The organism is Lentilactobacillus parakefiri (assembly GCF_002157585.1).
Lineage (GTDB): Bacteria > Bacillota > Bacilli > Lactobacillales > Lactobacillaceae > Lentilactobacillus > Lentilactobacillus parakefiri.
Window position 1 is genome coordinate 33,039 of sequence record NZ_BDGB01000065.1, and the last position, 22,504, is coordinate 55,542.

Here is a 22,504-nt window from a genome sequence, read left to right on the forward strand (position 1 = left end):
TCCTTTGATTATTAGCTGGTCTATCCTCTGCCTGCTAACGACCCACCATCAATCACAATTTCAGAACCAGTTGTATATTCGGATTCATCAGAAGCTAAATACGTTACAGCTTTTGCAATATTAACTGGTGATCCAATCTTTGGAATCGGAACATCAGAGTTTTCCAAATATGCCTTGGTCTGCGAATCGACTATATCGGTGCTAACCAAGCCTGGATGAACAGAGTTTACACGAATACTCTTTCCCATTTTGACAGCTTCCACTGCAGCAGTTTTGGTCAAAAGTCGAGTACCGCCCTTTGCAGCAGAATAACTTCCAGCCCCAGGCATTGGCGTAATAATTCCTAGGATTGACGAAATGTTGACAATAGAACCTTTGTCCATCTTGTTTAGGGCTTCTCTAACGCCCAAAAAGTTCCCAGTTAAATCAATATCCATCACTTGCTGCCACTCTTCTAATGAGGTCTGGGCGATCATTTTTCCAGCACCCCCGACACCCGCATTATTAACTAAAATATCAAAGCCGCCAAATTGTTTAATAGTTTGGTCAACAACTCGTTGCCAGTCGGCTTCTCTGCTGACATCCTGCTTCATATACTGAATTTCATCTGGACCCCCAAGTTCTTTGGCAACGGTATTGCCTAATGACTCCCGCCTGCCAGTGATCACTACCTTGGCACCTTCGGAAAGAAAGTCTTGAGCAACTGCTTTTCCAATCCCCGAAATGCCTCCGGTTATGATTGCAACTTTATTTGTTAATCGATTTACCATTTCCGATCTCCCTTGTATGTTCAAAATTACTAATCATCCAAAAAATGATTGGCGGTATTTACAAACTCGGTGTAATACTGAAAGATTCCAGCATGACCCGCATCAGAATAAATAACGAGCTGGCCATTTGGAAATCTCTTAGCCATGTCTCTAGAATTGGGCGTTGGAACCATTTTATCGTGGTCTCCATTGGCTACTAAGACCGGCAGCTGATACTTGGACAGATCAGCCGGTTTAGCAGTTCCCCATTCATTAATTGCCTTCAACTGTGCCCGATAGGCCTTCCAACTAATTGTTTTATCACGATCGGTCTTTCTTTCCTTCAAACGGTTAAGAAATTCTTTAGCCTTTCGCTTTCCATTAGCGGTTCGGGTAAAGAATAAGTATGTTTTGACGTCAGTTAATGTAAAAATTGCCTTAACCGAATCTCTATCCGAGATCTTCATAACATTTTCAATTTCTTCCCCACCACGAGGGCCGGTACCCGCCAAGATCATCTTTCGTACGAGTTTGGGCGCAACCTCAAGGACTTCTTGAGCCACAAATCCACCCATTGAAAACCCAAGAATATCAACCTTATCAAAGTTTAACGCCTTAATAAAGGCCACCATATCCTTAGCCATTGAAGCCATAGATGGCGTCACTGTGCCATCTGAAAGTCCAACTCCTTGATAATCAACGGTAAATACCCAGTGGTTCTTGGCAAGCCCATCAACTACACGCGGATCCCAGTTATCCAAGTTGCCGGATAAGTGGATGAATAAAATAAGTGGAACCCCGGATTTTTCGCCTAATTCACGATACGCATAAGTAACACCATTGGCAGCTTTAATAAATTTATTTATTACTTTGGCATACGCCTCAGCTGTTTGTTTCATTATGAAACCTCACGTTTCTTAGATGATTTAAAATTTGATGACCACTTTTCCCTTAGGGTGACCATTAGCAACCAGATCTAAGGCCTTGCTGATATCATCGATTGTAAAATCAGTTGGATCAACTGCAGGAACAATGTTATTGTTCTCGATAATTCTGGTCAATTCTCTGAGTTGGCGACCATCACTGCGGACAAAAATAAAGTGATATTCAACGTTTTTCTTAACGGCAGCTTTATCATACTTCCGGCCCACCATTGTAAATAATAATCGTTTCCATGTTGGGTAGTTATGATCGACCGCAAATCGTTTGTTAGGACCCACTCGAAGCGACAACAGGCGGCCACCTGGTTTGATGACTGACAACTCTCGATCAAATTCTTTGGGATCTAAAGTATCGATGACATAATCGACGTCATTAATAATCTCCCAGTAATTTTCTGTTTCATAACTTAAATACTGATCGGCACCAATTGCTAACGTTCGATCACGGGCATCGGCGTTTCCACTGACAATCACTTTTAATCCCATATCTTTTGCAATCGGAATGGCCATTTGCCCAAATGAACCAGAACCACCAGGAATGAAGACCGTCTCCCCTGACTTAGTAGCTAATTCTTCATGAAGGCCTTGGTACGCGGTCAATCCAGTTAAGGCTGCAGCAGCACCCGTAACCATATCCAGGTTTTTAGGAAGTGGTGCAATCGCATTATGATTGATTGCAGCATATTCCGCGAAGGCACCAATTTTACTTAATGGTAGTCGGGAATAAATCTCATCACCAACTTTAAAGTCGTCAACGTTCTTAACAACCTTTTCAACAACGCCAGTTAATTCATTTCCCATGGTTAATGGAAATGAATAATCTTGAACGAATTTCACACTACCAGTACCAATCAACATTTCCAGTGGATTAACCGCAGCAACTTTGACTTTGACTAATACTTCATCATCGTTAATAGTTGGTACCGGAATATCGTTAACCTGAACGGTAAAATCTTTAGCATATTTTGTAATTTGAGCAGCTTTCATAATGTCCTCCATGAGTCAGAACTTATTCATGTAATTTCAATTTTCTAATTATAAATGAGTATAAATCAACTGGTTACAAAAGTCAATTTTTGTAACAATTTGATCTTTATGTTAGAATAACAGAAAGAATTTATTCGTGGCAGGAAACCAAAATAGTTGGTTAGAGGAAATATGATGGAAAAAATAACAAACGAAAAGATCATCAGCACAGCTGAAAAATTGATCAATGAAAAGCAGACATCCGATATCACCTTATCGCAAATTGCCGATGAACTAGACGTTACTCATGCCGCAATCTACAAGCACTTCAAGAATAAGCAGGATCTTTGGGAAGAAGTTGCCAAAACGTGGCTAAATCGCTTGGTTGCCGAAGAGGTTGCCAGAAATCCCCAACACCCGGCAACAAAGGAGGAACAACTTCATGATTGGCTTTGGGCATTTGTTAATGCTAAGAAGCGGGCCTACAATGAAAATCCACAAATGTTTGTTTTAAATACCGAATATGTTGACAACAGTCCCTTTGCGTTAAGATCCGTTCTCACAAATTCCTATCAGATTATCGACAACATAATGGCCTATCATGATAAAAATCTTGAACGCGCCGAGGCAATTTTATCGGCATTTGCGGTGTTTTCCCTGCCCAACTTCAAAGAATCTTGGAATCGGCCCGACTACCAGGATCGTTTCGAAAGAATTTGGGGGTTGATCCGAAAGGGGATCTAAATACAGACTTACCGCATTGTTTCTACTTAAGCTGTTCGAAGAGAGATGACGTTCAATCCAACACACGATCCAACTCACTAATTAACTAAAACCAAAAAATGGAACCGGATTTTTTCCGGCCCCACTTTTGTTTTATACATGTGCTCAATCTAAACTGCTGGGGTGCAGGTTCAATTTAGGCACAAGTTTTTGCAACCAAATTTGTAAATATGAAATGCTTATTCAGCATCCCGGCCACCAATCTTTGCACGATCTTCTTTGATGCAGAGAACCAGCAATGCACCAACAAGGGCGATGATTGAGAGGATTAGCAGGATTGGCATGTATTGCTTACCAACCATGTCGAACAGAATAGCACCTAATACAGGAGCAAGAATCTGAGCACCAGTGTTGGCAAAGTTCAAGATACCAAGGTCCTTAGCGGAGTTCTCTGGGTTAGGCAAAACTTCAAGGTTCAAAGCTTGGTCAACTGAGAAGAAGATTCCGGCACCAGTACCGGCAACAATTCCGTACCAGATCATTGAACCGGGAACCCGGAATACGAATGGCAAAATAGTTCCGATAGCGGTTAATACGGCTGAGAAGGCAACTGGCCACTTACGAGTTCTAATTTTATCCGAAACACCACCGGCAGTTGATGAGAAGATGATGGCAGTAATCATCGTGGCAGTCCCCATGTATGAAATGTACTGGCCGGCTTCACTACTTGCCAGACCCATCCCACTTGTCAACACGAACACTTGATAAGTACCAAATGCGGTAACGGCAATGTTGATCATCATCTTATCGAAGAGGGCAAGATAGAAGTTACGAACATGGTGAATTGGGAAGATAAATGCTTGAACAAAACCATTCCAGTCAAGGCGTTGCTTTGGCATCCCCAAGCTGGACTTTTCATGCATAATCATCGCAGCAACAGGTCCAGAAATTAACATCATGATAGCTAATACATAGTAACCGGTGTTAACCAAACCAGGATTAGCAGTGCTCAAGAAACGGCCACCAATAACTGGTCCACCATACTGACCAATCACATAACCAATAGCATAAATTGATGAGATCGTCCCACGGTGAGCGGGTGCAACACGGTCGGCAATAACGGCGATTAATGGTGCAACAATCATGTTAATGAATGTTTGAATCAAGCACCATAATACGATAAAAATTGGTAATTGTGACTTGTTGTTGACCATCCCAAGACCAACCATCACGGCGGCCGTTAATACTGATCCTACGACAATCCAAGGTGTCCGACGACCCCAACGTGAACGGGTCAAATCAGATAAGGCACCAATGATAATCGTCGTAATGGTTAACGTAACGGCACCTAACGTCCCAAGTAAAGCGAGGAAGTTGTTAACTTGACTCCCAGGGCCACCAAAAATGTTAGCCAGCTTCTGTGGGTTTAAAACAGAGTTTAATCCCATAAATGGTGCTAACCAGAGTAACGCACCAAGACCAACAGCGATTCCAATGTACACTGGCGTTTTAGGCTGTTGCGCATTCGTTGTACTTGCAGACCAGGTACCGTCTGCATTTGGTTTATTTTCTTTCAATGTTCCGTACCTCTCTTTTCGAAATTATTTTGTAGATTTGAAAATTTTTACTGACCAAGGATCAAGGTCGAAGTGATCTCCTGATGACAGGGTCGTCCCATCTTCAAGTTCTTTTCCAGATTCTGATTTAAATGTTACTTGCTGCTTTTCTTGAGAATAGTTGAAGTAGAAATTTAATGTTGCGCCATCTTTAGTCTCCAGACGTTTATTAATGATTGGGAAAGTCTGTTCCTGCCTAGAGGTCCATAAATCAACGTCCTTCAAGACGTACTTGTACAATTCTGTGATCGATTTTTCGTTCAAATATGAACCAGCATAGAAGGCTTTACCCTTACCGTATTGGTTTTCGGTAATCGCAGCATACTTACCCCAATATGGGTGGTCGTATGTTGCAAGTGCTTTACCAGTGGTTGGGGTCAAAAGTTCCGCCCAATACTTAACCGGTTGTGCCTGGATGCCTTTAAGTTCCTCAGTTCCAGTAATCGTCATATCTTTTGCAGGCTTACCGGTTCCATAGTTGCGATCTGGTTCAACAAATAATTCGTATTCTGTTCCCACAGCTTTAGAGATAAGTGCTGGTTGAACTTCAGTACGGACTTTAACATCTTGATTGGTAAATCCTGAACGGAATGAGTAAACAATGTTACCGCCGTTCTTAACAAAATCATTCAACTGTTCAAGCTGCTCGTCAGTTGCTGAGTAAAGCATTGGCACAATTAATAAATCATAATTATCATTGCTAATTCTTGGGTCGCCGATTTGACGAATATCGGCTTCCACATTCAACTTGTACAGTGGATCGTAGTATGCACGTAAAACGTCGTTGTACTGGTGCTCGCCGGTCTTGTCGAAGATCGTATTCTTATATGGGAACCAATCAACCGCACTTAATGCTTGGTTGCTGACGACAAACGCTACTCGGTTATTCTTATGAGTCTCCAAGAAGTTATCGCCAATCTCACTGAGTTCCTTCCCAATTGTTTTAGCTTCGTTATAGACAGGGTTTGGCTGGTAATTGTGACCCAACAATCCCTTCCAATACGTTTCAAAACCATTGGAGGTTGATGCCCAGTGCCAGTAGCTCACCATGTTGGCACCTGATGCAACGTGTGAAAAGGCCTGCAATTTTAACTGGCCGGGATATGGAACCCAATGTCTGAACGCCTGGGCTTCAGTTTCCATGACAATGTAGTTTTGGTCCTTTGTTGAACGAGCAAGGTCACCGACAAAAGCGATTTCAATTCCGGTTAAGTTGTCCTGAGTTGGGTGGTAAATATCCACAGCCGTTACGTCAAAGGCTTTAGATATTTCAAAGTGGTTGGCGTCCGGGTTAATCCCAAACGATCCCTTCCGCCACTCCATATCGAAGTTATTGGTAACAAACTGGTCTGCCCGCTTATACTGATTAACAAGATTAACTTGCCAACCTAAGAAATCGGTTACAAGAGTTCGTTTAAATTCTTCAAAGGCAGATCCCAGACTGCCATTGATTGTAGAGTTGATTGGTGGGAAGTCCTCCCAAGCATTAATGCGATTACTCCAGTAATCCAAGCCATAAGCGTGGTTTAATTTGTCTAAATCACCATTGAACTTCTTTTTCAGCCATTTCTGGAAGGCAATGTAGACATTCTGGCTGCTGGTATCAAAATGCTTGGTTTCATTATCAACTTGGAAACCGATTACATTTGGTTTGTCAGCTGTTCTTTCAATCATCTTACGAATAATTCTTTCGCAAAGCGCTCTAAACGTTGGATTAGAAATATCAAAGACCTGTCGTGGACCGTATTCGTGTTTCCCGGTCTTATCAGTCAACATCACTTCAGGATATTCTTTAGCCATCCAAGTTGGAATGGCATAAGTTGGGGTTCCAACAATTACTTTAATTCCAGCTTCTTGCATCGCGTCGATAACCTTGTCCAGCTTGGTGAAATCGAAAATGCCTTCTTGGGGTTCATAGGTGCTCCAAGTACTTTCACCAATTCGGACGACGTTAATGTTGGCATCCTTCATCATTTGAATATCCTTATCGAGTCGTTCATATGGCAGATATTCGTAGTAGTATGCTGCGCCATACAAAAAGTTTTTAAAGTTCATGTGAATGATCCTCCTAAGTTAAATTTGGTCCTTGATGTGGAAAGCGCTTTCTTCATCGGTTCTTATTATGCAATATTACTTAGCCGATGTATATTCCACCATCAACTTTAAGTTTATCCAAATATGACCTATAATAAACACAACATTTAATATCTGGTTGCTTTTCGGATGGAGGAAAACTGATGGATTTTTTAAAAAATGCCAAACGATTGCCGGTAATCGACTGGAATCTCACCTTTTTTGGCGCCCATGAACAGAAGGTTGATACTGATTGGATTGTTCCAGTGGAAAAGCACTACGCCTTTGAATGTATCTTCGTCCTTGAGGGTGAGGAATTTGCCAATATCCACTCTGAAGACTATACACTTAGTGCCGGAGATTTCTTCGTCATTCCCCCGGAGTTTCTTCACCAAGTATCTGCTGGTAAGGGATTAAAGTACTTCTGCTTTCACTTTGATATTGATGATCCGAGTCTGAAGGTTCAACTCATCCAAGGCCTCAAGTACTATTACCCCAAAGCTTCTTCCCTATGTAAAAAGATAACGCCCCATCTTTTCAAGCTCGACTCTTTAGTGGCAGACACGTCATATGATTTCAACACAAAAATGGTGATTCAAATCGAATTATCCAAAATTCTCCAATTGTTCTACTATACCGCAACCAACGACACCACTGAAAGTTCTTCCACACAGGCTGAATACTCTAGAATCATCGCTGATTATATGAAAAGTAAGTTAACCAACCAGGTGTTGGGCTACATCAAGAATGGCTATCTGCCGGATGAAAAAGCGGTGATCGTTGAAGATGCAATTTCCAACGCCGGCCTGAGCAGTGGCTATGGCTTTAGAATTTTTAAGCAGACATTCGGGATTTCACCACGTGAGTACTTATCTAAGCTCAAAGTAAATGAAGCGAAGAAGTTGCTAATGAAGCCACGTTACTCAATCAGTGACATTGGATCCTCCCTCGGGTATAGCAGCCTTGCGAACTTTAGCCGTCAGTTCAAACGATGGACGAATCTATCTCCACACGAATTTCGCAAACAATCAAAGATATCAATTCGAACCCACTGAAATATCATATAATGATAACTTTAGAGCACCTTTTGCATGCTAACTATAGATAAAAAAACACCAATCTAGTTACAGGACTAATTACTTGTAACCAAATTGGTACTTTTCTATACATGCCTATTAATATTTATTCACTAAAATTGTGAGGTAAGACAATGGCTTGCAAACCGTCCTCTTACCCGGATTTCAGTTATGAACTTTAATTGTTAAATGTCGGGTCATTCTCCGCACGGTCCCTGCTGCCCGATCGGCATTAATTTGGGTCACAATCCTGTTGATCGCGACGGTAGCGTGTTGATCCTCATCTGATGCAGCCGTATGCACCTCAAAACTATGGTAAGTCACGCGATGATCCTTGCTAATTTCAAACCAATTTGGCGTAAGCTGCTTTTCTTGATCGCCAATGTTCTGATCAGGCCAAACCAGGTACTGCCACTTGCCGGCTTTTTGATATCTTTCGACTTGCCAGCCGGCCTTAAAATCAGCCACTTCCTGCCAGCGCTGAATATGAAGGTGCTTGATTGCGAAGTAAATAATCGCACTATCTCGCATTTTAGGATGCTGGTAAAACATCTTGGTAGACAGGGGCAAGTATGACCGCCTAACTACCGGTGTTTCACTGGCTCGGCGGTGTTTCTGTTGGGGTTGGAAAGCCCAGGTGCCAACCAGCGTGGCAACGAGGATGACAAGCAGACTGCTTATCATGATCACCTTTTTGTGGGTCACGTCATGATTCTCCTAACTGAGACAACGTTTTAGGTAACAAAATCTAACGGTGAAGTTACCAAAAAACACAGCAGTCTCATCTTTCACCTACTCTATCGATAAAGTTCCGGCCGTCGATCGGCAAATACCGGCATAAAGCCACGGGCATCGTCGGTTTCCTTAGTGTCAATCGTAAATACTTTTAATTGGGGCTCATCGTTCAGTGTCACAATCTCCTCGCCCATTGGATTGTAAATCCCGGAATGACCGCCAAATGGATTGTCAGGATCACTGCCGACTCGGTTCACGGCCACGACAAAGCTTTGGTTTTCAATTGCCCGAGCGGCCAGTAGTCGTCGCCACTGAGGGATTCGCGAAGTTGGCCACTCAGCTGGAACAAATAGGATCCGACTATCGTCCAGGCTCAGGGTCCGCAGCCATTCAGGAAAACGAATGTCGTAGCAAATCACGCTGGCGGCGTTGACACCCTTAATCTGAAAGTGATCTTCTTCAACCCCGGCTGCTAAATACTGATCCTCATGCATCAACCCAAATAGATGAACCTTGTCATAAGTCGTCAACAGTTTGCCGTCAGACCCGAAGATGTAAGTCGTATTGTAGAACGCACCATTCTTTTCAGTTGAGACTGAACCGCCATGAATGGTCATTTGATACTTCTTGGCCAATTCTCCCAATAAAGTCTGTGTCTGCTGACCGTTCTTATCGGCCACCTTGTCTAAACGGGTCAAATCGTAGCCGGTATTCCACATTTCTGGAAAGACAACGATATCTGCGCGTTGTTCGGCGGCTTTTTGAACATTTGGTTCGATTTGAGCAAAGTTTTTATCCGGATTGCCGAATTTAATATCAAGCTGTGCCAACGCAATTTTTATCTTCATGTGACCGTCCCCCTGCATTTTTGAAAATTATACAATAAAAAAGCACATTCACCAATGCTGGCAATGTGCTTTGACGACCTTACATAATTGCGGTCATTGCGGCGATCAACCCAAATATAACGCCGGGCACATCGGCCACAATTAAAATCCAATCCCGCTTTGGCTTGACCCAGCCATAGGCAACCCAGAGTGCCGCGTTAATCGAAGCACAGAAAGGCTGAATAAATGACGTTGGCTGACCATTCAGATTTTGTAAGATCTCCCCTATGTATGAAATATACATAATCATATTGGCAATTGTTGCGATATCGCCAATGATCTTTTCCTCACTGAATACATGGTTACTCTCGTGTAGTTGATGACCACCAGGGTGACTCAACTGGTTTTGCACACTAATCCCTCCAATTTCTCTTGGTTCAGTGATACCATACTCACCAAGAGAATACTAGGCGTTGTCGAGATTAAATTGAACAATTCGAATAATCAAGTCTTCAGGCAACGGTTGGTCGACCGGCAGCTGAATGGCGCCGATGCTTGTCTTGTAGCCGGTTAGCTGATCCTTAAATGCACTGATCGCCTTTGAGCCAGGGTAAATGCCAATATGATTCTTAAAATTTGCGAAGTGAATGATGTTTTTATGATAGTGAAATGTTGGCATCCCATAGGAAATTTTTTCATCATATCCTGCCGGCATTTCTTTTTTAATAATCTTGTACAGTTGCAGTAGCTTCTCTTGCCTTGATGCTGGCTGGTTCTCGATGTATTCTCGGACTAATTTTTCCATTGACTCAACCCCCATAAAATAATAATTTTAACTTTTTTAATTAAAATCTGTTGACATTTATATTATAAGGCTCTAATATACAAAGCAACAATTAATTCGTCCATAAAACTGATGAAGTGGAGATCAAGATCATTGTGCACGCAAAGAGAGCTACCGCAGCTGAGAGTGCAGTCGAACGCAGATGATTAAATGGACCACTGAGGGTTCTTCCGAAAGTTCGCAAGTACGGAGAAACGTGTTGGCATACGTCAGTTGCCGGAGGGATGTTAGTCCCTTGCTAAGCGTGATTAATTGGGGAACTTAACGGATACTTTTTATCTACCCTAATTAATCGAACTAAGGTGGCACCGCGGAATAATCCGTCCTTAACAAACATTTGGTTTGTTGTGGACGGATTATTTTTTTGCAATCAATGGAGGTCATACTTATGAACATGGAAATTAAACGATGGCAAATCATAGACTGAATTTCAACTAAATGATAACTCGACACTTACTAGGACAGCTCCTCCAAGCAGAAATCTCCGTGTAAGCACCTCAGAGATAAATTCCAAAACCAGGAATTTATCTCTGAGGAGACTTACACTCCGATTTCTGACCGCTTGGATCCGCTCACTTATATCAGGAGGAATTTACCATGATAAAACAAGCCATTGAAAAAGTTGTTAACCACGAAGATTTAACCTTTAACGAAAGCCAATCCGTTCTTGATGAAATTATGAACGGCGAAACATCCGAAATTGAAACTGCCGCGCTTTTAACCGCCCTTACCGCTAAGAATCCAACCATCGACGAAATTGCTGGTGCCGCCTCATCTATGAGAAATCACGCCCTAGTCTTCCCTGAATCCGGGAACGTTTTAGAAATTGTTGGCACTGGCGGCGACAAAGCCAACACCTTCAACATCTCCACCACCAGTGCAATTGTCGTTGCCGCTACCGGAACCAAAGTTGCCAAGCACGGTAACCGAGCCGCTTCTTCCAAGAGTGGCGCCGCCGATGTCTTTGAAGCACTCGGTTTAGACATTAATGAAGATCCGGCCACCAGTTTCCAAAGCCTACAGGACAACAACCTCTGCTTCTTATTTGCTCAGGAATACCACAAATCAATGAAATATGTTGCTCCGGTTCGCAAACAATTGGGCATTCGCACCATCTTCAACATCCTCGGCCCACTGGTCAACCCAGCTCACCCAACCAGCCAGTTATTAGGTGTTTACGATGAAGCCCTGCTTGAACCGTTGGCAAACGTGTTGAAAAAGTTAGGCGTTAAAAATGCCATGGTCATCCACGGCCGTGACGGTCTCGATGAAATGACCGTCGCAGATGAAACGGCAGTCGTTGAACTGCGGGCCGGTAAATTAACCCAGTACGTTTTGACACCGGAACAATTTAGCTTCAAACGAGCTGCTCGACAAGATTTGGTGGGCGGCACTCCCGAAGAAAACGGCCAAATTACCCGTGACATCTTAGCCGGTAAAAAAGGGGCCAAACGAGACATTGTCTTACTCAATGCCGGCTCCGCCCTTCACCTCGCCCACCCAGAACTAACCATTCAAGACGGCATCAATCTCGCAGCCAAGACGATCGACGACGGCAAAGCCCAAGCTGAACTTGACCGCCTGATCGCCTTCTCTGACAAACGCAAGGACGTGGTTGCATGATTCTAGACGATTTAGTTGCCGCGACCCATCGACGCTTACGAAAGCATGAGGCTATTCAATCACTGACGGAATTGCAACGCGCCGTTGCCCAGCTGCCGGCCAAGCCAAAGTCTGATTTTCTTCGGATCTTGAAACAGCCGGGACTCCATGTCATTGCCGAAGTTAAAAAAGCATCACCCTCCAAAGGAACAATCGTTAATGACTTTCCCTACTTGGAAATTGCCAAGCGTTATGACCAAGCCGAGGCCGACGCGATTTCCGTTTTGACTGAACCAGACTACTTCAACGGGCGGCTCGATTACCTCAAAGAGATCAGCCGGGCGGTTTCGGCACCAACGCTACGAAAGGACTTCACGATTGACCCTTACATGATCTATGAGGCCAAGGCCAACGGTGCCTCAATCATTCTACTGATTGTCGCCATCGTTAATGATCGACAGCTCCGGGAATACCGTGAATTGGCAGAACGCCTTGGCATGCAGGCCATCGTTGAAGCCTATACCGCTGATGAAGTCACCCGCGCATTAAAATCTGGCGCTAAAATCATCGGTATCAACAACCGAAACCTCAAAGATTTCAAAATCGATTTTCAAAACAGCTTAAAATTACGGGCAATGGTTCCGGAAAACATCCCCGTGATCGCCGAAAGCGGCATCAAGACCCAGACGGATGTTGAAAGGCTGGCCAACGCCGGCTTCAACGGCATCCTAATCGGTGAAACTCTCATGCGGACTAATCACAAGCAACAACTGATTAAAGAATTCAAAGCAGCCACCGTCAAATAATTTCAGGAGGTACATCCATGGTTAAAGTCAAAATTTGTGGGTTGATGAAGCCGGAAGACATTACGGCTGTCAACGAAGCGCACACTGATTTTGCCGGCTTCGTCTTTGCAAAAAGCCGCCACGTCATTTCGTTAGCAACCGCGCTGGCACTGCAGACCCATTTAAATCCAAGTATTCAAAAAGTTGGCGTTTTTGTGGACGAATCCGTCGCTGAGATTCTGGCCGTTTACCGTGCCGGCGCGATTGACATTGCCCAACTACATGGTCGAAGCACCCCTGAAGAAGTCGCCAAACTGCAGCATGCCGGGCTCAAAGTCATTCAAGTCTTTGAGCATCAATCCATCGATCCAAAGTCTACCGCGGATTATCTCATGGTCGACAGTGGCAAGGGCTCCGGCCAAACATTGAATTGGCAGGCGATCTCCCACATCAATCGACCAATCATTCTGGCAGGTGGTTTGACCCCCAACAACGTTAGCCAAGCAATTCAGGTGGTTCACCCAGACATTGTCGATGTCTCATCGGGGGTCGAAGCCAACGGCCAAAAAGATCCAGCCAAAATCCAAGATTTTATAAAAAATACGAAAGAGGAATATGTCCTATGAAAAATTTAACTGAAGCTAAAACAACCAAGCGACTAGGAATTTTCGCCAATACATATGGCGGCCAATACATCCCTGAAACTTTAATGACTGAATTGGAAAAAGTCGATCACGCTTTTCACACGTTGAAAGACGATCCGGATTTCCAAGCTGAACTCCACGATTTGTTAATCAACTACGCCAACCGGCCATCACTGCTCTATTATGCCAAGAACATGACCGAAGACCTTGGCGGTGCTAAAATCTACCTCAAACGTGAGGATCTTAACCACACCGGCGCCCACAAGATTAACAACGTTATCGGCCAAGCATTACTCGCCAAACATTTAGGCAAAAAACGCCTGATTGCTAAAACTGGTGCCGGCCAACACGGCGTTGCCACTGCGACCATCGCTGCCTTGTTCGGGATGGAGTGTGAAATCTTCATGGGCAAAGAAGATACTGACCGCCAGAAACTAAACTTTTACCGAATGGAATTACTTGGTGCCAAGGTTCACCCGGTAACGACCGGTTCGATGGTACTCAAAGATGCCATCAACGCCACTCTGCAGGAATGGGCAAGTCGTTCTGAGGGCACATTTTACGTCATGGGATCGGCTGTTGGCCCCTATCCATTTCCAGAAATGGTCAAATATTTTCAAAGCGTCATCAGTAAAGAATCCAAGCAGCAGCTTAAAGCAAAGGAAAACACCCTCCCGGATATGGTTGTCGCCTGTGTCGGCGGCGGCAGCAACGCCATCGGCAGCTTTGCGGATTACATCGATGACCAAAACGTCAAATTAGTGGGCGTTGAAGCTGCCGGCAAGGGCGTCGACAGCGACCAGACGGCTGCAACGATCGAACGGGGCAGCGTGGGAATTTTCCACGGCATGAAGTCCTTATTTCTGCAGAACGAAGACGGCCAAATCAACCCAGTTTACTCAATCTCCGCTGGTTTGGATTATCCAGGAGTCGGCCCGGAACACGCTACTTTGGCTAAGGAAGGCCGAGCTCAATACGTCGGCATCACGGATGATGAAGCGGTCCAGGCATTTGAATATATTGCCCGAGAAGAAGGCATTGTCGCTGCAATCGAGAGCTGTCACGCGGTTGCTTACGTTGAAAAAATTGCCCCAACGATGAGTAAAGACCAGATCATCGTCTGCACCCTATCAGGACGCGGCGACAAAGACGTTGCCAGCATCGCCAAATACAAAGGAGTCGATATTGATGAGTAATTTATCCGCAATTTTCAAAAATCATAAAGCATTTATTCCGTTTGTCGTGGCTGACGACCCGGACTTTGATACCACAGTTGCCAATATCGTCGCTTTGGCCGAAGGCGGCGCTGACATCGTTGAAGTCGGGATTCCCTTCTCCGACCCGATCGCTGACGGCGGCGTGATTCAAGCCGCTGATCTGCGTGCGTTTGACGCCGGTGTCCGTACCCAAACAGTCTTTGAAATCGTTGCCGCTGCCCGTAAACAAACCGATGTGCCGATTGTGTTTCTCACTTATCTAAATATCGTCTTCAAATACGGCTATGATGCTTTCTGTCAAAAGTGTCAGGCATTAGGTGTTTCTGGCTTGGTCATCCCCGACATGCCATATGAAAGCCGTGATGACATTGTTCCAACTGCTGATAAATATGGCATTGATATCATCCCACTGATTGCGCCAACATCCGGCCACCGAGTTGAAAAGATTGCCAAGGCAGCGTCCGGCTTCATCTACGTGGTCTCCTCACTGGGCATCACTGGGGAACGAAATGAATTCTTCAATGGCTTAAAGGATCTGGTTGCCGAAATTAAATCATACACCGACGTGCCAACCGCAATCGGCTTTGGCGTGCATACACCGGAACAGGCGAAGGACATGGCAGAAATTGCCGACGGCGTGATTATTGGCAGTGCGATTGTTGACATCGTTGCTCAAAAGAAACAAGCTGCGCCAGAGGCAGTTGAGGCATTTACCAAGTCAATTCGTTCTGCAGTTGATGAGGCACAAGAAGCGCGGGTGTAAATGTGAAGCTTACAAGATACTTATTGATAAAATTAACGAAAAATAATGCCCCAGTTTTCGACCCAAAACGGTCAAGAACTGGGGCGCTTTTTCTATGCTTTGGCAACGTGCTATACTGATTTTAACTATGTAATGGAGGTCAGCTTACTTTGATAAAAATTGGTGTTGTCTTAGGATCGATTCGCAGCCAGTTAGGTGAATCAATCATCAAGTATCTAGAATCAAAATTCCGCGATACTCAAACCGTTCAGTTCGATTGGATTCGCTTGGAAAATTTCCCGTTGGAGCCGTATCAGCATGATGAAACCCCGCTGTCAAATCCGATTACCGGGCTAAAAGCAAGTGAACACAAATGGCTGGATCAGCTGAAGGCCGATGACGGATTTGTCATTATGACGCCTGAATATGATCACGCCATCCCCGGCGTCTTGAAAAATGCCTTGGACTATGTCGGCCCGGAAGTCGATCACAAGCCCGTCTAAATTATCTCGTATTCCTACTATAGTGACGGTGGAATGTTGGCTGCGGAATCCTTCGTGGAAATTTTGCAGATGCTCAAGATGATGGTCCTGCCAACGCCGGTGCTGCTCTGGAACGTCAATGACAACTTTACCGAAGCCGGTGAACTCCGCAAAGGCGCTCAAAACAGTGATCATTTTGAAGCCCGATTGGAAGAAGCCTTCCACGAGATTATCTTTTATACCCAACTGTTCCACAACCATCCATTTAACTAATTTGAGGAAATCAATGCGACCCATTTTACCCAATAAAACTGAATTTGTTCCCCACGCACCTGAAAATGAGCACGAAATTTTTAGCGGCATGCGGACCTATCCTGACAACGTCAAGGTGTATCACCCACACGGAACGATTGATGCCACTTCAGTTTTCTGGCACAACAAGTTACACCCAAATGCCCTTAACTTTGCCGTGTATGTTGATCCCAAAGCCACTGAACGGGCTATCTTGTTCCAGCGTGTCTACACCGATATTCAAAAATTGGCTTGGAAGTTTGACGACGACCGCATGATCACCCGCGACTACGCCCCTCAGCATCCATTCAATCAGTGGTTGAGCACTAGGGGATTTCATTTGGTACAAACTAAGTTGATCGCAACGGTGGATCTGATCGGCCTATCGTTAGGCAATCCAGTTGGTCCGGGGACTCTCAAGACGTTTGCTGAAATATCGCGACAAGATCAACTCTACCAACACATTTTGGGGCAAAGTATGAGCCAATACGCTGGAAAGCCAGCTTTTAATCCGGCAATAACGATCTCTTTGCCAGACTGGTCCGCACTCATTTCACACCGTCAAATGTCGACCGCTCCATTCGCCTTAATCCAAGACGGTCACCTGGCCGCCTTCAGTTTCCTATATGATTTTGACGACCGCTCAGTTGAACTCGGCCAGATGAATGGCGTAAATGCCAGCGCGCTTAACAGGTTGTTGAACCAGCAGCTGAAGTGGCTTCAAGATCACGACCAGATATTGGCCGGTGAATTTGAGATGGCTAACCGGCTGGAGATGAAGATTTTTCAAAGCCTGCCGTTTAAGGATGTTAATAAGTACGAAGCTTACATGCGATTAGCCTAAAAGCGCTCAATCAACGTCTTCATGACGTCATTGAGCGCTTTTCTATAGTGCTTTAACAATGTATGAACGGCCAAACACGGTCATTGCCTTTTGAAGCAGATTCAGGCTTACTTTCAGACTGCCATTTTCAATCTTGGCAAGCTGACTCTGCTCGATACCAATCTTTTTAGCTAGTTGCACTTGGGTCATCCCTGCCTGGCGGCGTTGATACTTAATGGTGTAAGCAGCATCGGCTTCGGCGGGTAATTGAATCGCCTCGTTTAATGGCTGATTGGCTTTTGATGCCAGAATTAAATCGGCAAGTTCTGAATTCGTAAAGCTTCGGCCAATTGCCTGGCCGATAAATGATAGTTCTCGGATACCAATCGTGCCATTGACCAGTTCAGAAAGCCTCGAAGCCGCCTGCTGAGAGTCAGGCGAGTCAGCCCGGTAATTTTCAATGACCGTGTTCAAATAATCCAAAGTATTGATCAGTTCTGTCTTAGTCATGTCAGACACCTCTCCACGGATAGTGTTTCTCGACCACCAATTTGCTGGCTTGGGTATCAAATATCACGTTTTGTGGAGACCAGAACTTGCCACCTAAATGTTCATAAAAGATCTCTGTCCCGTCGGATTTACTAATTAATTCCACATGGCCTTCAAATCCATCTTGCAAGAAAGCGTCCTGCATTACGAGTGACAATAGCGTAGCTCCCAAACCCAAACCACGATTTTCACTTTGAATTTCAATCAAAATAACTCGATTAAATAAGCTCTGATAGTTACGAATAAATCCAATTAGCCCCACTAAACTTGAATTGAGAAATGCGCCAATTAAAATTTCATTAGGTACTAACTGATGCCAATCAAAAATAAATCCATTTATATTTAGTGACTGAATTTTTTCAGTCACAACATCAAAAGTAACATCTCTCATTCTCAATTATAACAGAATATTCCATATTTGAATATTATTCAGCGCTATTCTGCCTTCTCCTCATCCTTTAGATACGAAGAAAAACTAACCTGTCGCTATTGAAAGTGCTTATACCGAAAATATTTATATCCAAGTTTATGGTCAAACATCGTCTCGGACAGGCCGAATCGATTGGCCATAAAGATATAAATGCCAAGAGCTGCCAAACCAAAGACAACACAGTACAGGAATGCCGGAATCAATCGGCTTGGCAGGATCACCTGATGAATACCCCAGGTTAATCCCATGACAATCACGAAGAATAACAGATTGACCCAAACGCTGGTCTTCAGCTTGCCAAACGGCACGTGGAACTCATACATAATTTCGCCGTAACTCAACAGGCAGATGAACCCAAACCCAATTGCCGTGGAAATAATTGCCCCAAATCCTTGAAGCAAGATGACCAGTGGAATTTGGAACAATAATTTGGCTACCAGTCCCACCACCAGGTAATACATGGCCTTCTTACTATAATGAAGGGCTTGAAGCAGGGTGAGGCCGTTAATTGCCAGCCCCAGTATCAAACTCTGGAGAATGTTGGCAGCCAAATATTTGCCGCCAATTAGACTAAATGAGAAGAAAATCCCATTGGCTTCATAAGACAGACCACAAAGGATGGTCACAATCGGCAGCAACACAAACATCAGCATGTTCACATTCTGGAAGATCAGATCGCCAACATCCGCTTTCTTGGAAGCCTGGCTGTTAGCCAATAACGGCAAAGTCGTCTCGGCCACTGCCAATGCCAATGAGACCACCACCGTGGTAATCTTGGTTGGATTGGCAGAAAACAACGTGTAAATGTACTGGGTGTATTCAGCAGTAAAGTGTTGAACGCCCTGCATGACCTGCTTGAAGAACAGCTGATCAATCAACTGACTGAGGGTGATTCCAGAACCGACGATTACAAACGGAATCGATTCGTAGGCAATCATCGTGAAAATTTTCCGGATACTGGTTAGATCAAACGGGGCACTTTTCTTGGCCAGTTCAGCGTAGTGAGCCGATTGTTTGCGATAATACAGTCCCAAATAAAGGTAACTGGCAACCGCACCAACAAAGGCTGCCATGACGCTTAAATACACCGCCTCAATATAGCTGCGGTGAAAGACGTTAATGACCAGATACGTTGATACCAAAATAAAAACGATCCGGATGAATTGTTCCCACAGCTGAGAAACGCCATACGGTTTAAGGTCTTGATTACCCTGGAACCAGCCGCGGATACTGCTCATCGATGGCAAAATGACAATTGCTGGCACCAAGACCCGAATTGACGTCACGGCACTTTGCGTAGAAACAACCGGACTATTCTTGGCAATTAAGGGCGCAATGACCCAAAGAACTGCCCCGCAGATAATTCCGGAGAGCAGCATGACAAAAGAACCAACTTTAGCGAGTTGACGGGAATTTAAGAACTTATTTTGACCATTATAAATGGCGACCCGCCGCGCAATTGCAGACGGAAAACCGGCCGTTCCCAGGGCGATAAAGAGGCCATATGGGTTGTAAGAGGCATTAAATAAAGCCATGGCAACATTCTTATGTTCGGGTGAACCAATCATATACAGCCAGGGAATCAAGTATAAAATCCCAAGAACTCGGGAAAAGATACTGCCAAATGAAAGCCAGAAAGATCCTGACATAATTTTTTTGTTCATGGGAAGATGCACACTTTCTATATTTCAATCATAGTCAACATTATAATATCTTTCGCGGAAGTTTGCTATCAAATCAGAAACTTGGTTTGCGTTTTTTGCGGGGAACTTCCAAAAAAAATTGTGGGTAGATACCCCGCCCGCTTTCAGCACTGCTCTAATTAGAAATATTTAAACAGAATGAGGCCGGAGCAAACATTTGGTTTGTTCCGACCCCACTTCCTTTTATGATTGGTCATTCTTGGTATGTTTAAATGTATTCGGTGGGTATTGGATTAGTGGGCAGTAGAGCACGTTTGTTAGGTTCTTATGTGCTTCCTTCTACCTTTAAAATACGCTACCCAGCCCAGCCCCGGTGTATAAGAGGAAAGCACGCATCACCAGCACAAACCGCTAGTCAATGCGTGCTTTCCTCTTATACACCGGGGCAGACCAGGCTGGTCCGCGCTCTCTAGTCTTCCGACACCTGCGCATTCTTCTGAATATCTGGTGACAGATCGTACATTTTTGCGGCTTCCGTTAACATTGCGTGATATGAATAAGCGCCATCCTTATATGGTTCAATAACCACCTCGTCAGCAATCTTTGAAAATGGCTTTTTGCCGTCTTTTACCTGTGCTGAATCCAGATCTGCGACAATTTTCTTCTCAACATCGGAATAACTGCCCACAATCTGCTTGGTTTCTAAACTGCCTTGTATCGAAATTTTACTCATTAGCAATTCCTCACAATCATCAGTTATATTTAGTGTCATCATACCGCCAAAGAAACGCGATACGCTATATACATCATACCAATTTATTGACCTCTATTTCACCAAAAATCGTAAAGAAAGTCAAATTTAATTTTTAAATGACTCGATGTCTTGGCGAGAAAAAAGGCGCCCAACATAAGTTGATCGCTTACATTGAACACCTGGGTGTTAATTATGATGATAGAAGTAACTTGTCTGAGCCTTGTGGGTATCAGTCGATTTGTAGTACATCTTCAAAGCCGTCTTGCCGTTATGCTTGACGTGCTTCAAATACACGGGTTGATTCTGTGACAGCAAGGTCAACTTCCAGTAACCGCGACTGTTTGCTTTATTGGCAACCTTGAACAAGTATGACTTGCTCTTAGTCTGCCGGTATTTTTTGATATTAACGTAATAGGTTCTGGTATCAGCCTGTTCAGACGCCTTCGATGAGCCTTGGCGGAATGAATACTTGGTCAGCCGGTGTTTAACCGGAACGTTGCCAAATAGGTCATCGTGATACTTACCGAACCAAGTTCCCTGCAGCGTCGTCGGAACGGCGTGGGTCGTGGTCTTGGCGGCAGCCGGCTGCGCTTCGACGGCAATCAAGCCAACCCCAAACGTGACGGCGAGGAATGATAGCGTTTTGCTAAATTTCATTAAACTGTCCTTTCATTTGCAAAAAAGCAATTGCGAGTAGTCTAACAGATAATTCGATTTCATGCAAAATTCCAAACTGGGATACGACCTATTTAGAAGAAACCGCAATTTTTTCAAAATCCGCTCAGATTTTTAAAGAGTCAAGGACTGCTTTTGCCATTAACTCGGCGCTGTCCTCAATGGATGCCTTCATATAAAGGTCATACGCAGGTGAACTCTGGGCAAAATGCATTTCATAACCACTTTGAATAGCTAATAGTGTGATAAATAACCTTTGTGTACGCCCATTACCTTCACGAAAAGGGTGGAAATGGTTAATATCTGTCAATAATTGTCCCAAATCCGTCGCAAATAAGCGTGCACTCGGATAGTTGGTAGTGTTCAGGTTCTTAATTTGCTTGTTTAAATATGGAATTGCCTCGTGAAATAACTCATAAGGCATGAAACTGGTAGCGCCTTTGCTTAAGTTAATTGTTCTATACTGACCCGCCCATGGATACAAATCGCCAAATAACCACTCATGAATCTTTTTGAGCGCGTCAATATCGGTTATCGTGTAGTTCGGAATGGTTCGATATTTCAGCTTAGTCACGCGATATTCCAGTTCTTGTAATTCTTTTTGATCCGTAATATGAATTTTATTTTTGAAAGTTCCATTAGGCAGTAATGCATCATCTCGGGGATTCACCGGTGACCACCATATTCATGTACTAATCGATCAATCAACGTGGCAGTTGGAACATCCTCCTCAAGTTGCTGATAAGCATCATCGACGTCAGCTTTGGTTGGATGATCACCTTCGTAAATGCTCGTTATAATGCTGTCTCTGGTTTGCCAAAAATTGTCTGGCGTACTAAATTTAATTCCCATGATAGTTAAATTGGTTAAAGAACACTGATCCAGAAAACGTGCTTCCTCTTTGGCAGGGGTTAATGCGGGTGGAGCTACCACGCTATCCAATGAAATATCACTTGCAAGTAATAATCGGGTGACAACACCAAATGAAGTTTTATCGATTGGGCGTTTAAGCGCATCGGTGACGGTACTTCTGGAAAGATTTGCCCGGTTTGCGAGTTGGGCAGTAGTCAGAGATTTTTTACTATGTTGTTGAATAACTTCCTTTAATTTGACGTTCATCTGATCACTTCCTCGTATTATTAAAAATGTATTCAAGTATTGACCAGCTTCGCTGTTTGGATGCTGTGTGATATTCTCTAATTGTTCATTGGATTCGGATCCAACTGGTATAGGCTTTCGCCTCCTGTAGTTTATCTACATTTTAAGAATGCCGCCCAGATGAATTGTTTAAGTTCAAACCACAAGCTGTAGTGTTAG

24 protein-coding genes and 1 pseudogene are annotated in these 22,504 nt (G+C 44.0%); 9 read left to right on the plus strand and 16 right to left on the minus strand.

All coding sequences use genetic code 11. The features are described 5' to 3' along the window. Positions 1-20: 20 nt before the first annotated feature. The 3 genes from LPKJCM_RS07095 to LPKJCM_RS07105 are packed head-to-tail and all read right to left on the minus strand — an operon-like array spanning position 21 to position 2,677. The gene (locus LPKJCM_RS07095) at positions 21-770 is read right to left on the minus strand and encodes an SDR family oxidoreductase (protein ID WP_057961445.1); all 750 of its coding nucleotides are present in this window, start codon (positions 768-770) and stop codon (positions 21-23) included. Between the two features lie 29 nt (positions 771-799). Further along, the gene (locus tag LPKJCM_RS07100) at positions 800-1,648 is read right to left on the minus strand and encodes an alpha/beta fold hydrolase (protein ID WP_057961444.1); all 849 of its coding nucleotides are present in this window, start codon (positions 1,646-1,648) and stop codon (positions 800-802) included. Between the two features lie 27 nt (positions 1,649-1,675). Further along, positions 1,676-2,677 carry an NADP-dependent oxidoreductase gene (locus LPKJCM_RS07105; protein ID WP_204772880.1) on the minus strand — a complete coding sequence of 334 codons (1,002 nt, stop codon included), beginning with the start codon at positions 2,675-2,677 and terminating at the stop codon, positions 1,676-1,678. Positions 2,678-2,851: 174 nt separating this feature from the next. Here LPKJCM_RS07105 and LPKJCM_RS07110 point away from each other — a divergent pair, with 174 nt between their 5' ends. Further along, complete coding sequence (locus LPKJCM_RS07110; RefSeq protein ID WP_057961442.1) at positions 2,852-3,400, plus strand: TetR/AcrR family transcriptional regulator; 549 nt, start codon at positions 2,852-2,854, stop codon at positions 3,398-3,400. A gap of 218 nt (positions 3,401-3,618) precedes the next feature. On the opposite strand, the gene LPKJCM_RS07115 is transcribed toward LPKJCM_RS07110, so the two are convergent. Together LPKJCM_RS07115 and LPKJCM_RS07120 are read right to left on the minus strand one after the other, a co-directional pair. After that, positions 3,619-4,956 carry an MFS transporter gene (locus LPKJCM_RS07115; RefSeq protein WP_057961441.1) on the minus strand — a complete coding sequence of 446 codons (1,338 nt, stop codon included), beginning with the start codon at positions 4,954-4,956 and terminating at the stop codon, positions 3,619-3,621. A gap of 24 nt (positions 4,957-4,980) precedes the next feature. Next, entirely contained in the window at positions 4,981-7,050 is a 2,070-nt protein-coding gene (locus LPKJCM_RS07120) for a beta-galactosidase (RefSeq protein ID WP_057961440.1), read from the minus strand. A 182-nt stretch (positions 7,051-7,232) separates the two neighbouring features. Between LPKJCM_RS07120 and LPKJCM_RS07125 the strand changes: the two genes are divergently transcribed. Continuing rightward, on the plus strand, positions 7,233-8,123 hold the full coding sequence (locus tag LPKJCM_RS07125) for an AraC family transcriptional regulator (RefSeq protein WP_057961439.1): 891 nt from the start codon (positions 7,233-7,235) through the stop codon (positions 8,121-8,123). Positions 8,124-8,309: 186 nt separating this feature from the next. On the opposite strand, the gene LPKJCM_RS07130 is transcribed toward LPKJCM_RS07125, so the two are convergent. From LPKJCM_RS07130 to LPKJCM_RS07145, 4 genes are all read right to left on the minus strand, one after another. Then, positions 8,310-8,849 (minus strand): hypothetical protein, encoded by a 540-nt coding sequence (locus LPKJCM_RS07130; RefSeq protein WP_057961438.1) that lies wholly within the window; start codon positions 8,847-8,849, stop codon positions 8,310-8,312. Positions 8,850-8,941: 92 nt separating this feature from the next. Next, entirely contained in the window at positions 8,942-9,727 is a 786-nt protein-coding gene (locus LPKJCM_RS07135; protein ID WP_057961437.1) for a carbon-nitrogen family hydrolase, read from the minus strand. A 79-nt stretch (positions 9,728-9,806) separates the two neighbouring features. Further along, positions 9,807-10,118, minus strand: coding sequence for a SemiSWEET family transporter (locus LPKJCM_RS07140; RefSeq protein WP_057961436.1), 312 nt, complete (start codon positions 10,116-10,118; stop codon positions 9,807-9,809). A gap of 54 nt (positions 10,119-10,172) precedes the next feature. After that, positions 10,173-10,511, minus strand: coding sequence for an iron chaperone (locus tag LPKJCM_RS07145; RefSeq protein WP_057961435.1), 339 nt, complete (start codon positions 10,509-10,511; stop codon positions 10,173-10,175). 636 nt (positions 10,512-11,147) lie between these two features. Here LPKJCM_RS07145 and trpD point away from each other — a divergent pair. The 7 genes and pseudogenes from trpD to LPKJCM_RS07180 all read left to right on the plus strand — a co-directional run bounded on the left by trpD (position 11,148) and on the right by LPKJCM_RS07180 (position 17,157). After that, the gene (gene trpD, locus LPKJCM_RS07150; protein ID WP_057961434.1) at positions 11,148-12,173 is read left to right on the plus strand and encodes an anthranilate phosphoribosyltransferase; all 1,026 of its coding nucleotides are present in this window, start codon (positions 11,148-11,150) and stop codon (positions 12,171-12,173) included. After that, positions 12,170-12,958, plus strand: coding sequence for an indole-3-glycerol phosphate synthase TrpC (gene trpC, locus LPKJCM_RS07155; protein ID WP_057961433.1), 789 nt, complete (start codon positions 12,170-12,172; stop codon positions 12,956-12,958). The genes trpD and trpC overlap by 4 nt, the downstream gene beginning before the upstream one ends. A gap of 17 nt (positions 12,959-12,975) precedes the next feature. Continuing rightward, positions 12,976-13,563, plus strand: a complete 588-nt coding sequence (locus LPKJCM_RS07160) for a phosphoribosylanthranilate isomerase (protein ID WP_057961432.1) — start codon at positions 12,976-12,978, stop codon at positions 13,561-13,563. Further along, entirely contained in the window at positions 13,560-14,777 is a 1,218-nt protein-coding gene (gene trpB / locus LPKJCM_RS07165) for a tryptophan synthase subunit beta (RefSeq protein ID WP_057961431.1), read from the plus strand. The genes LPKJCM_RS07160 and trpB overlap by 4 nt, the downstream gene beginning before the upstream one ends. Beyond that, the gene (gene trpA, locus LPKJCM_RS07170) at positions 14,770-15,561 is read left to right on the plus strand and encodes a tryptophan synthase subunit alpha (RefSeq protein ID WP_057961430.1); all 792 of its coding nucleotides are present in this window, start codon (positions 14,770-14,772) and stop codon (positions 15,559-15,561) included. The genes trpB and trpA overlap by 8 nt, the downstream gene beginning before the upstream one ends. Positions 15,562-15,710: 149 nt before the next feature. Continuing rightward, positions 15,711-16,295, plus strand: a pseudogene (locus tag LPKJCM_RS07175) (NADPH-dependent FMN reductase). 13 nt (positions 16,296-16,308) lie between these two features. Further along, entirely contained in the window at positions 16,309-17,157 is an 849-nt protein-coding gene (locus LPKJCM_RS07180; protein WP_057961429.1) for a hypothetical protein, read from the plus strand. A 42-nt stretch (positions 17,158-17,199) separates the two neighbouring features. Here LPKJCM_RS07180 and LPKJCM_RS07185 read toward each other — a convergent pair whose 3' ends face one another. The 7 genes from LPKJCM_RS07185 to LPKJCM_RS07215 all read right to left on the minus strand — a co-directional run bounded on the left by LPKJCM_RS07185 (position 17,200) and on the right by LPKJCM_RS07215 (position 22,306). After that, positions 17,200-17,646, minus strand: a complete 447-nt coding sequence (locus tag LPKJCM_RS07185) for a helix-turn-helix domain-containing protein (protein ID WP_057961428.1) — start codon at positions 17,644-17,646, stop codon at positions 17,200-17,202. A 1-nt stretch (position 17,647) separates the two neighbouring features. Next, a complete protein-coding gene (locus LPKJCM_RS07190; protein ID WP_087069586.1) occupies positions 17,648-18,076 on the minus strand; it encodes a GNAT family N-acetyltransferase in 429 nt (142 codons plus the stop codon). A 95-nt stretch (positions 18,077-18,171) separates the two neighbouring features. Further along, the gene (locus tag LPKJCM_RS07195; RefSeq protein ID WP_057961426.1) at positions 18,172-19,779 is read right to left on the minus strand and encodes a putative polysaccharide biosynthesis protein; all 1,608 of its coding nucleotides are present in this window, start codon (positions 19,777-19,779) and stop codon (positions 18,172-18,174) included. Positions 19,780-20,227: 448 nt separating this feature from the next. Then, on the minus strand, positions 20,228-20,491 hold the full coding sequence (locus tag LPKJCM_RS07200) for a hypothetical protein (RefSeq protein ID WP_013728984.1): 264 nt from the start codon (positions 20,489-20,491) through the stop codon (positions 20,228-20,230). A gap of 207 nt (positions 20,492-20,698) precedes the next feature. After that, a complete protein-coding gene (locus LPKJCM_RS07205) occupies positions 20,699-21,169 on the minus strand; it encodes a hypothetical protein (protein WP_057961425.1) in 471 nt (156 codons plus the stop codon). A gap of 124 nt (positions 21,170-21,293) precedes the next feature. Beyond that, positions 21,294-21,857 carry a Fic/DOC family protein gene (locus tag LPKJCM_RS07210; protein WP_057961424.1) on the minus strand — a complete coding sequence of 188 codons (564 nt, stop codon included), beginning with the start codon at positions 21,855-21,857 and terminating at the stop codon, positions 21,294-21,296. Beyond that, positions 21,854-22,306, minus strand: coding sequence for a hypothetical protein (locus tag LPKJCM_RS07215; protein WP_057961423.1), 453 nt, complete (start codon positions 22,304-22,306; stop codon positions 21,854-21,856). The genes LPKJCM_RS07210 and LPKJCM_RS07215 overlap by 4 nt, the downstream gene beginning before the upstream one ends. Between the last annotated feature and the right edge of the window lie 198 nt (positions 22,307-22,504).

What these genes read in the sequence shown, in the direction of transcription:
- LPKJCM_RS07190 (WP_087069586.1), bottom strand. Translation starts at nt 18,076, where the DNA reads ATGAGAGATGTTACTTTTGATGTTGTGACTGAAAAAATTCAGTCACTA.
- trpB (WP_057961431.1), top strand. Translation starts at nt 13,560, where the DNA reads ATGAAAAATTTAACTGAAGCTAAAACAACCAAGCGACTAGGAATTTTC.
- LPKJCM_RS07200 (WP_013728984.1), bottom strand. Translation starts at nt 20,491, where the DNA reads ATGAGTAAAATTTCGATACAAGGCAGTTTAGAAACCAAGCAGATTGTG.
- LPKJCM_RS07185 (WP_057961428.1), bottom strand. Translation starts at nt 17,646, where the DNA reads ATGACTAAGACAGAACTGATCAATACTTTGGATTATTTGAACACGGTC.
- trpC (WP_057961433.1), top strand. Translation starts at nt 12,170, where the DNA reads ATGATTCTAGACGATTTAGTTGCCGCGACCCATCGACGCTTACGAAAG.
- LPKJCM_RS07205 (WP_057961425.1), bottom strand. Translation starts at nt 21,169, where the DNA reads ATGAAATTTAGCAAAACGCTATCATTCCTCGCCGTCACGTTTGGGGTT.
- LPKJCM_RS07195 (WP_057961426.1), bottom strand. Translation starts at nt 19,779, where the DNA reads ATGAACAAAAAAATTATGTCAGGATCTTTCTGGCTTTCATTTGGCAGT.
- LPKJCM_RS07125 (WP_057961439.1), top strand. Translation starts at nt 7,233, where the DNA reads ATGGATTTTTTAAAAAATGCCAAACGATTGCCGGTAATCGACTGGAAT.
- LPKJCM_RS07145 (WP_057961435.1), bottom strand. Translation starts at nt 10,511, where the DNA reads ATGGAAAAATTAGTCCGAGAATACATCGAGAACCAGCCAGCATCAAGG.
- LPKJCM_RS07110 (WP_057961442.1), top strand. Translation starts at nt 2,852, where the DNA reads ATGGAAAAAATAACAAACGAAAAGATCATCAGCACAGCTGAAAAATTG.
- trpA (WP_057961430.1), top strand. Translation starts at nt 14,770, where the DNA reads ATGAGTAATTTATCCGCAATTTTCAAAAATCATAAAGCATTTATTCCG.
- LPKJCM_RS07160 (WP_057961432.1), top strand. Translation starts at nt 12,976, where the DNA reads ATGGTTAAAGTCAAAATTTGTGGGTTGATGAAGCCGGAAGACATTACG.
- LPKJCM_RS07105 (WP_204772880.1), bottom strand. Translation starts at nt 2,677, where the DNA reads ATGAAAGCTGCTCAAATTACAAAATATGCTAAAGATTTTACCGTTCAG.
- LPKJCM_RS07180 (WP_057961429.1), top strand. Translation starts at nt 16,309, where the DNA reads ATGCGACCCATTTTACCCAATAAAACTGAATTTGTTCCCCACGCACCT.
- LPKJCM_RS07095 (WP_057961445.1), bottom strand. Translation starts at nt 770, where the DNA reads ATGGTAAATCGATTAACAAATAAAGTTGCAATCATAACCGGAGGCATT.
- trpD (WP_057961434.1), top strand. Translation starts at nt 11,148, where the DNA reads ATGATAAAACAAGCCATTGAAAAAGTTGTTAACCACGAAGATTTAACC.
- LPKJCM_RS07215 (WP_057961423.1), bottom strand. Translation starts at nt 22,306, where the DNA reads ATGAACGTCAAATTAAAGGAAGTTATTCAACAACATAGTAAAAAATCT.
- LPKJCM_RS07135 (WP_057961437.1), bottom strand. Translation starts at nt 9,727, where the DNA reads ATGAAGATAAAAATTGCGTTGGCACAGCTTGATATTAAATTCGGCAAT.
- LPKJCM_RS07100 (WP_057961444.1), bottom strand. Translation starts at nt 1,648, where the DNA reads ATGAAACAAACAGCTGAGGCGTATGCCAAAGTAATAAATAAATTTATT.
- LPKJCM_RS07120 (WP_057961440.1), bottom strand. Translation starts at nt 7,050, where the DNA reads ATGAACTTTAAAAACTTTTTGTATGGCGCAGCATACTACTACGAATAT.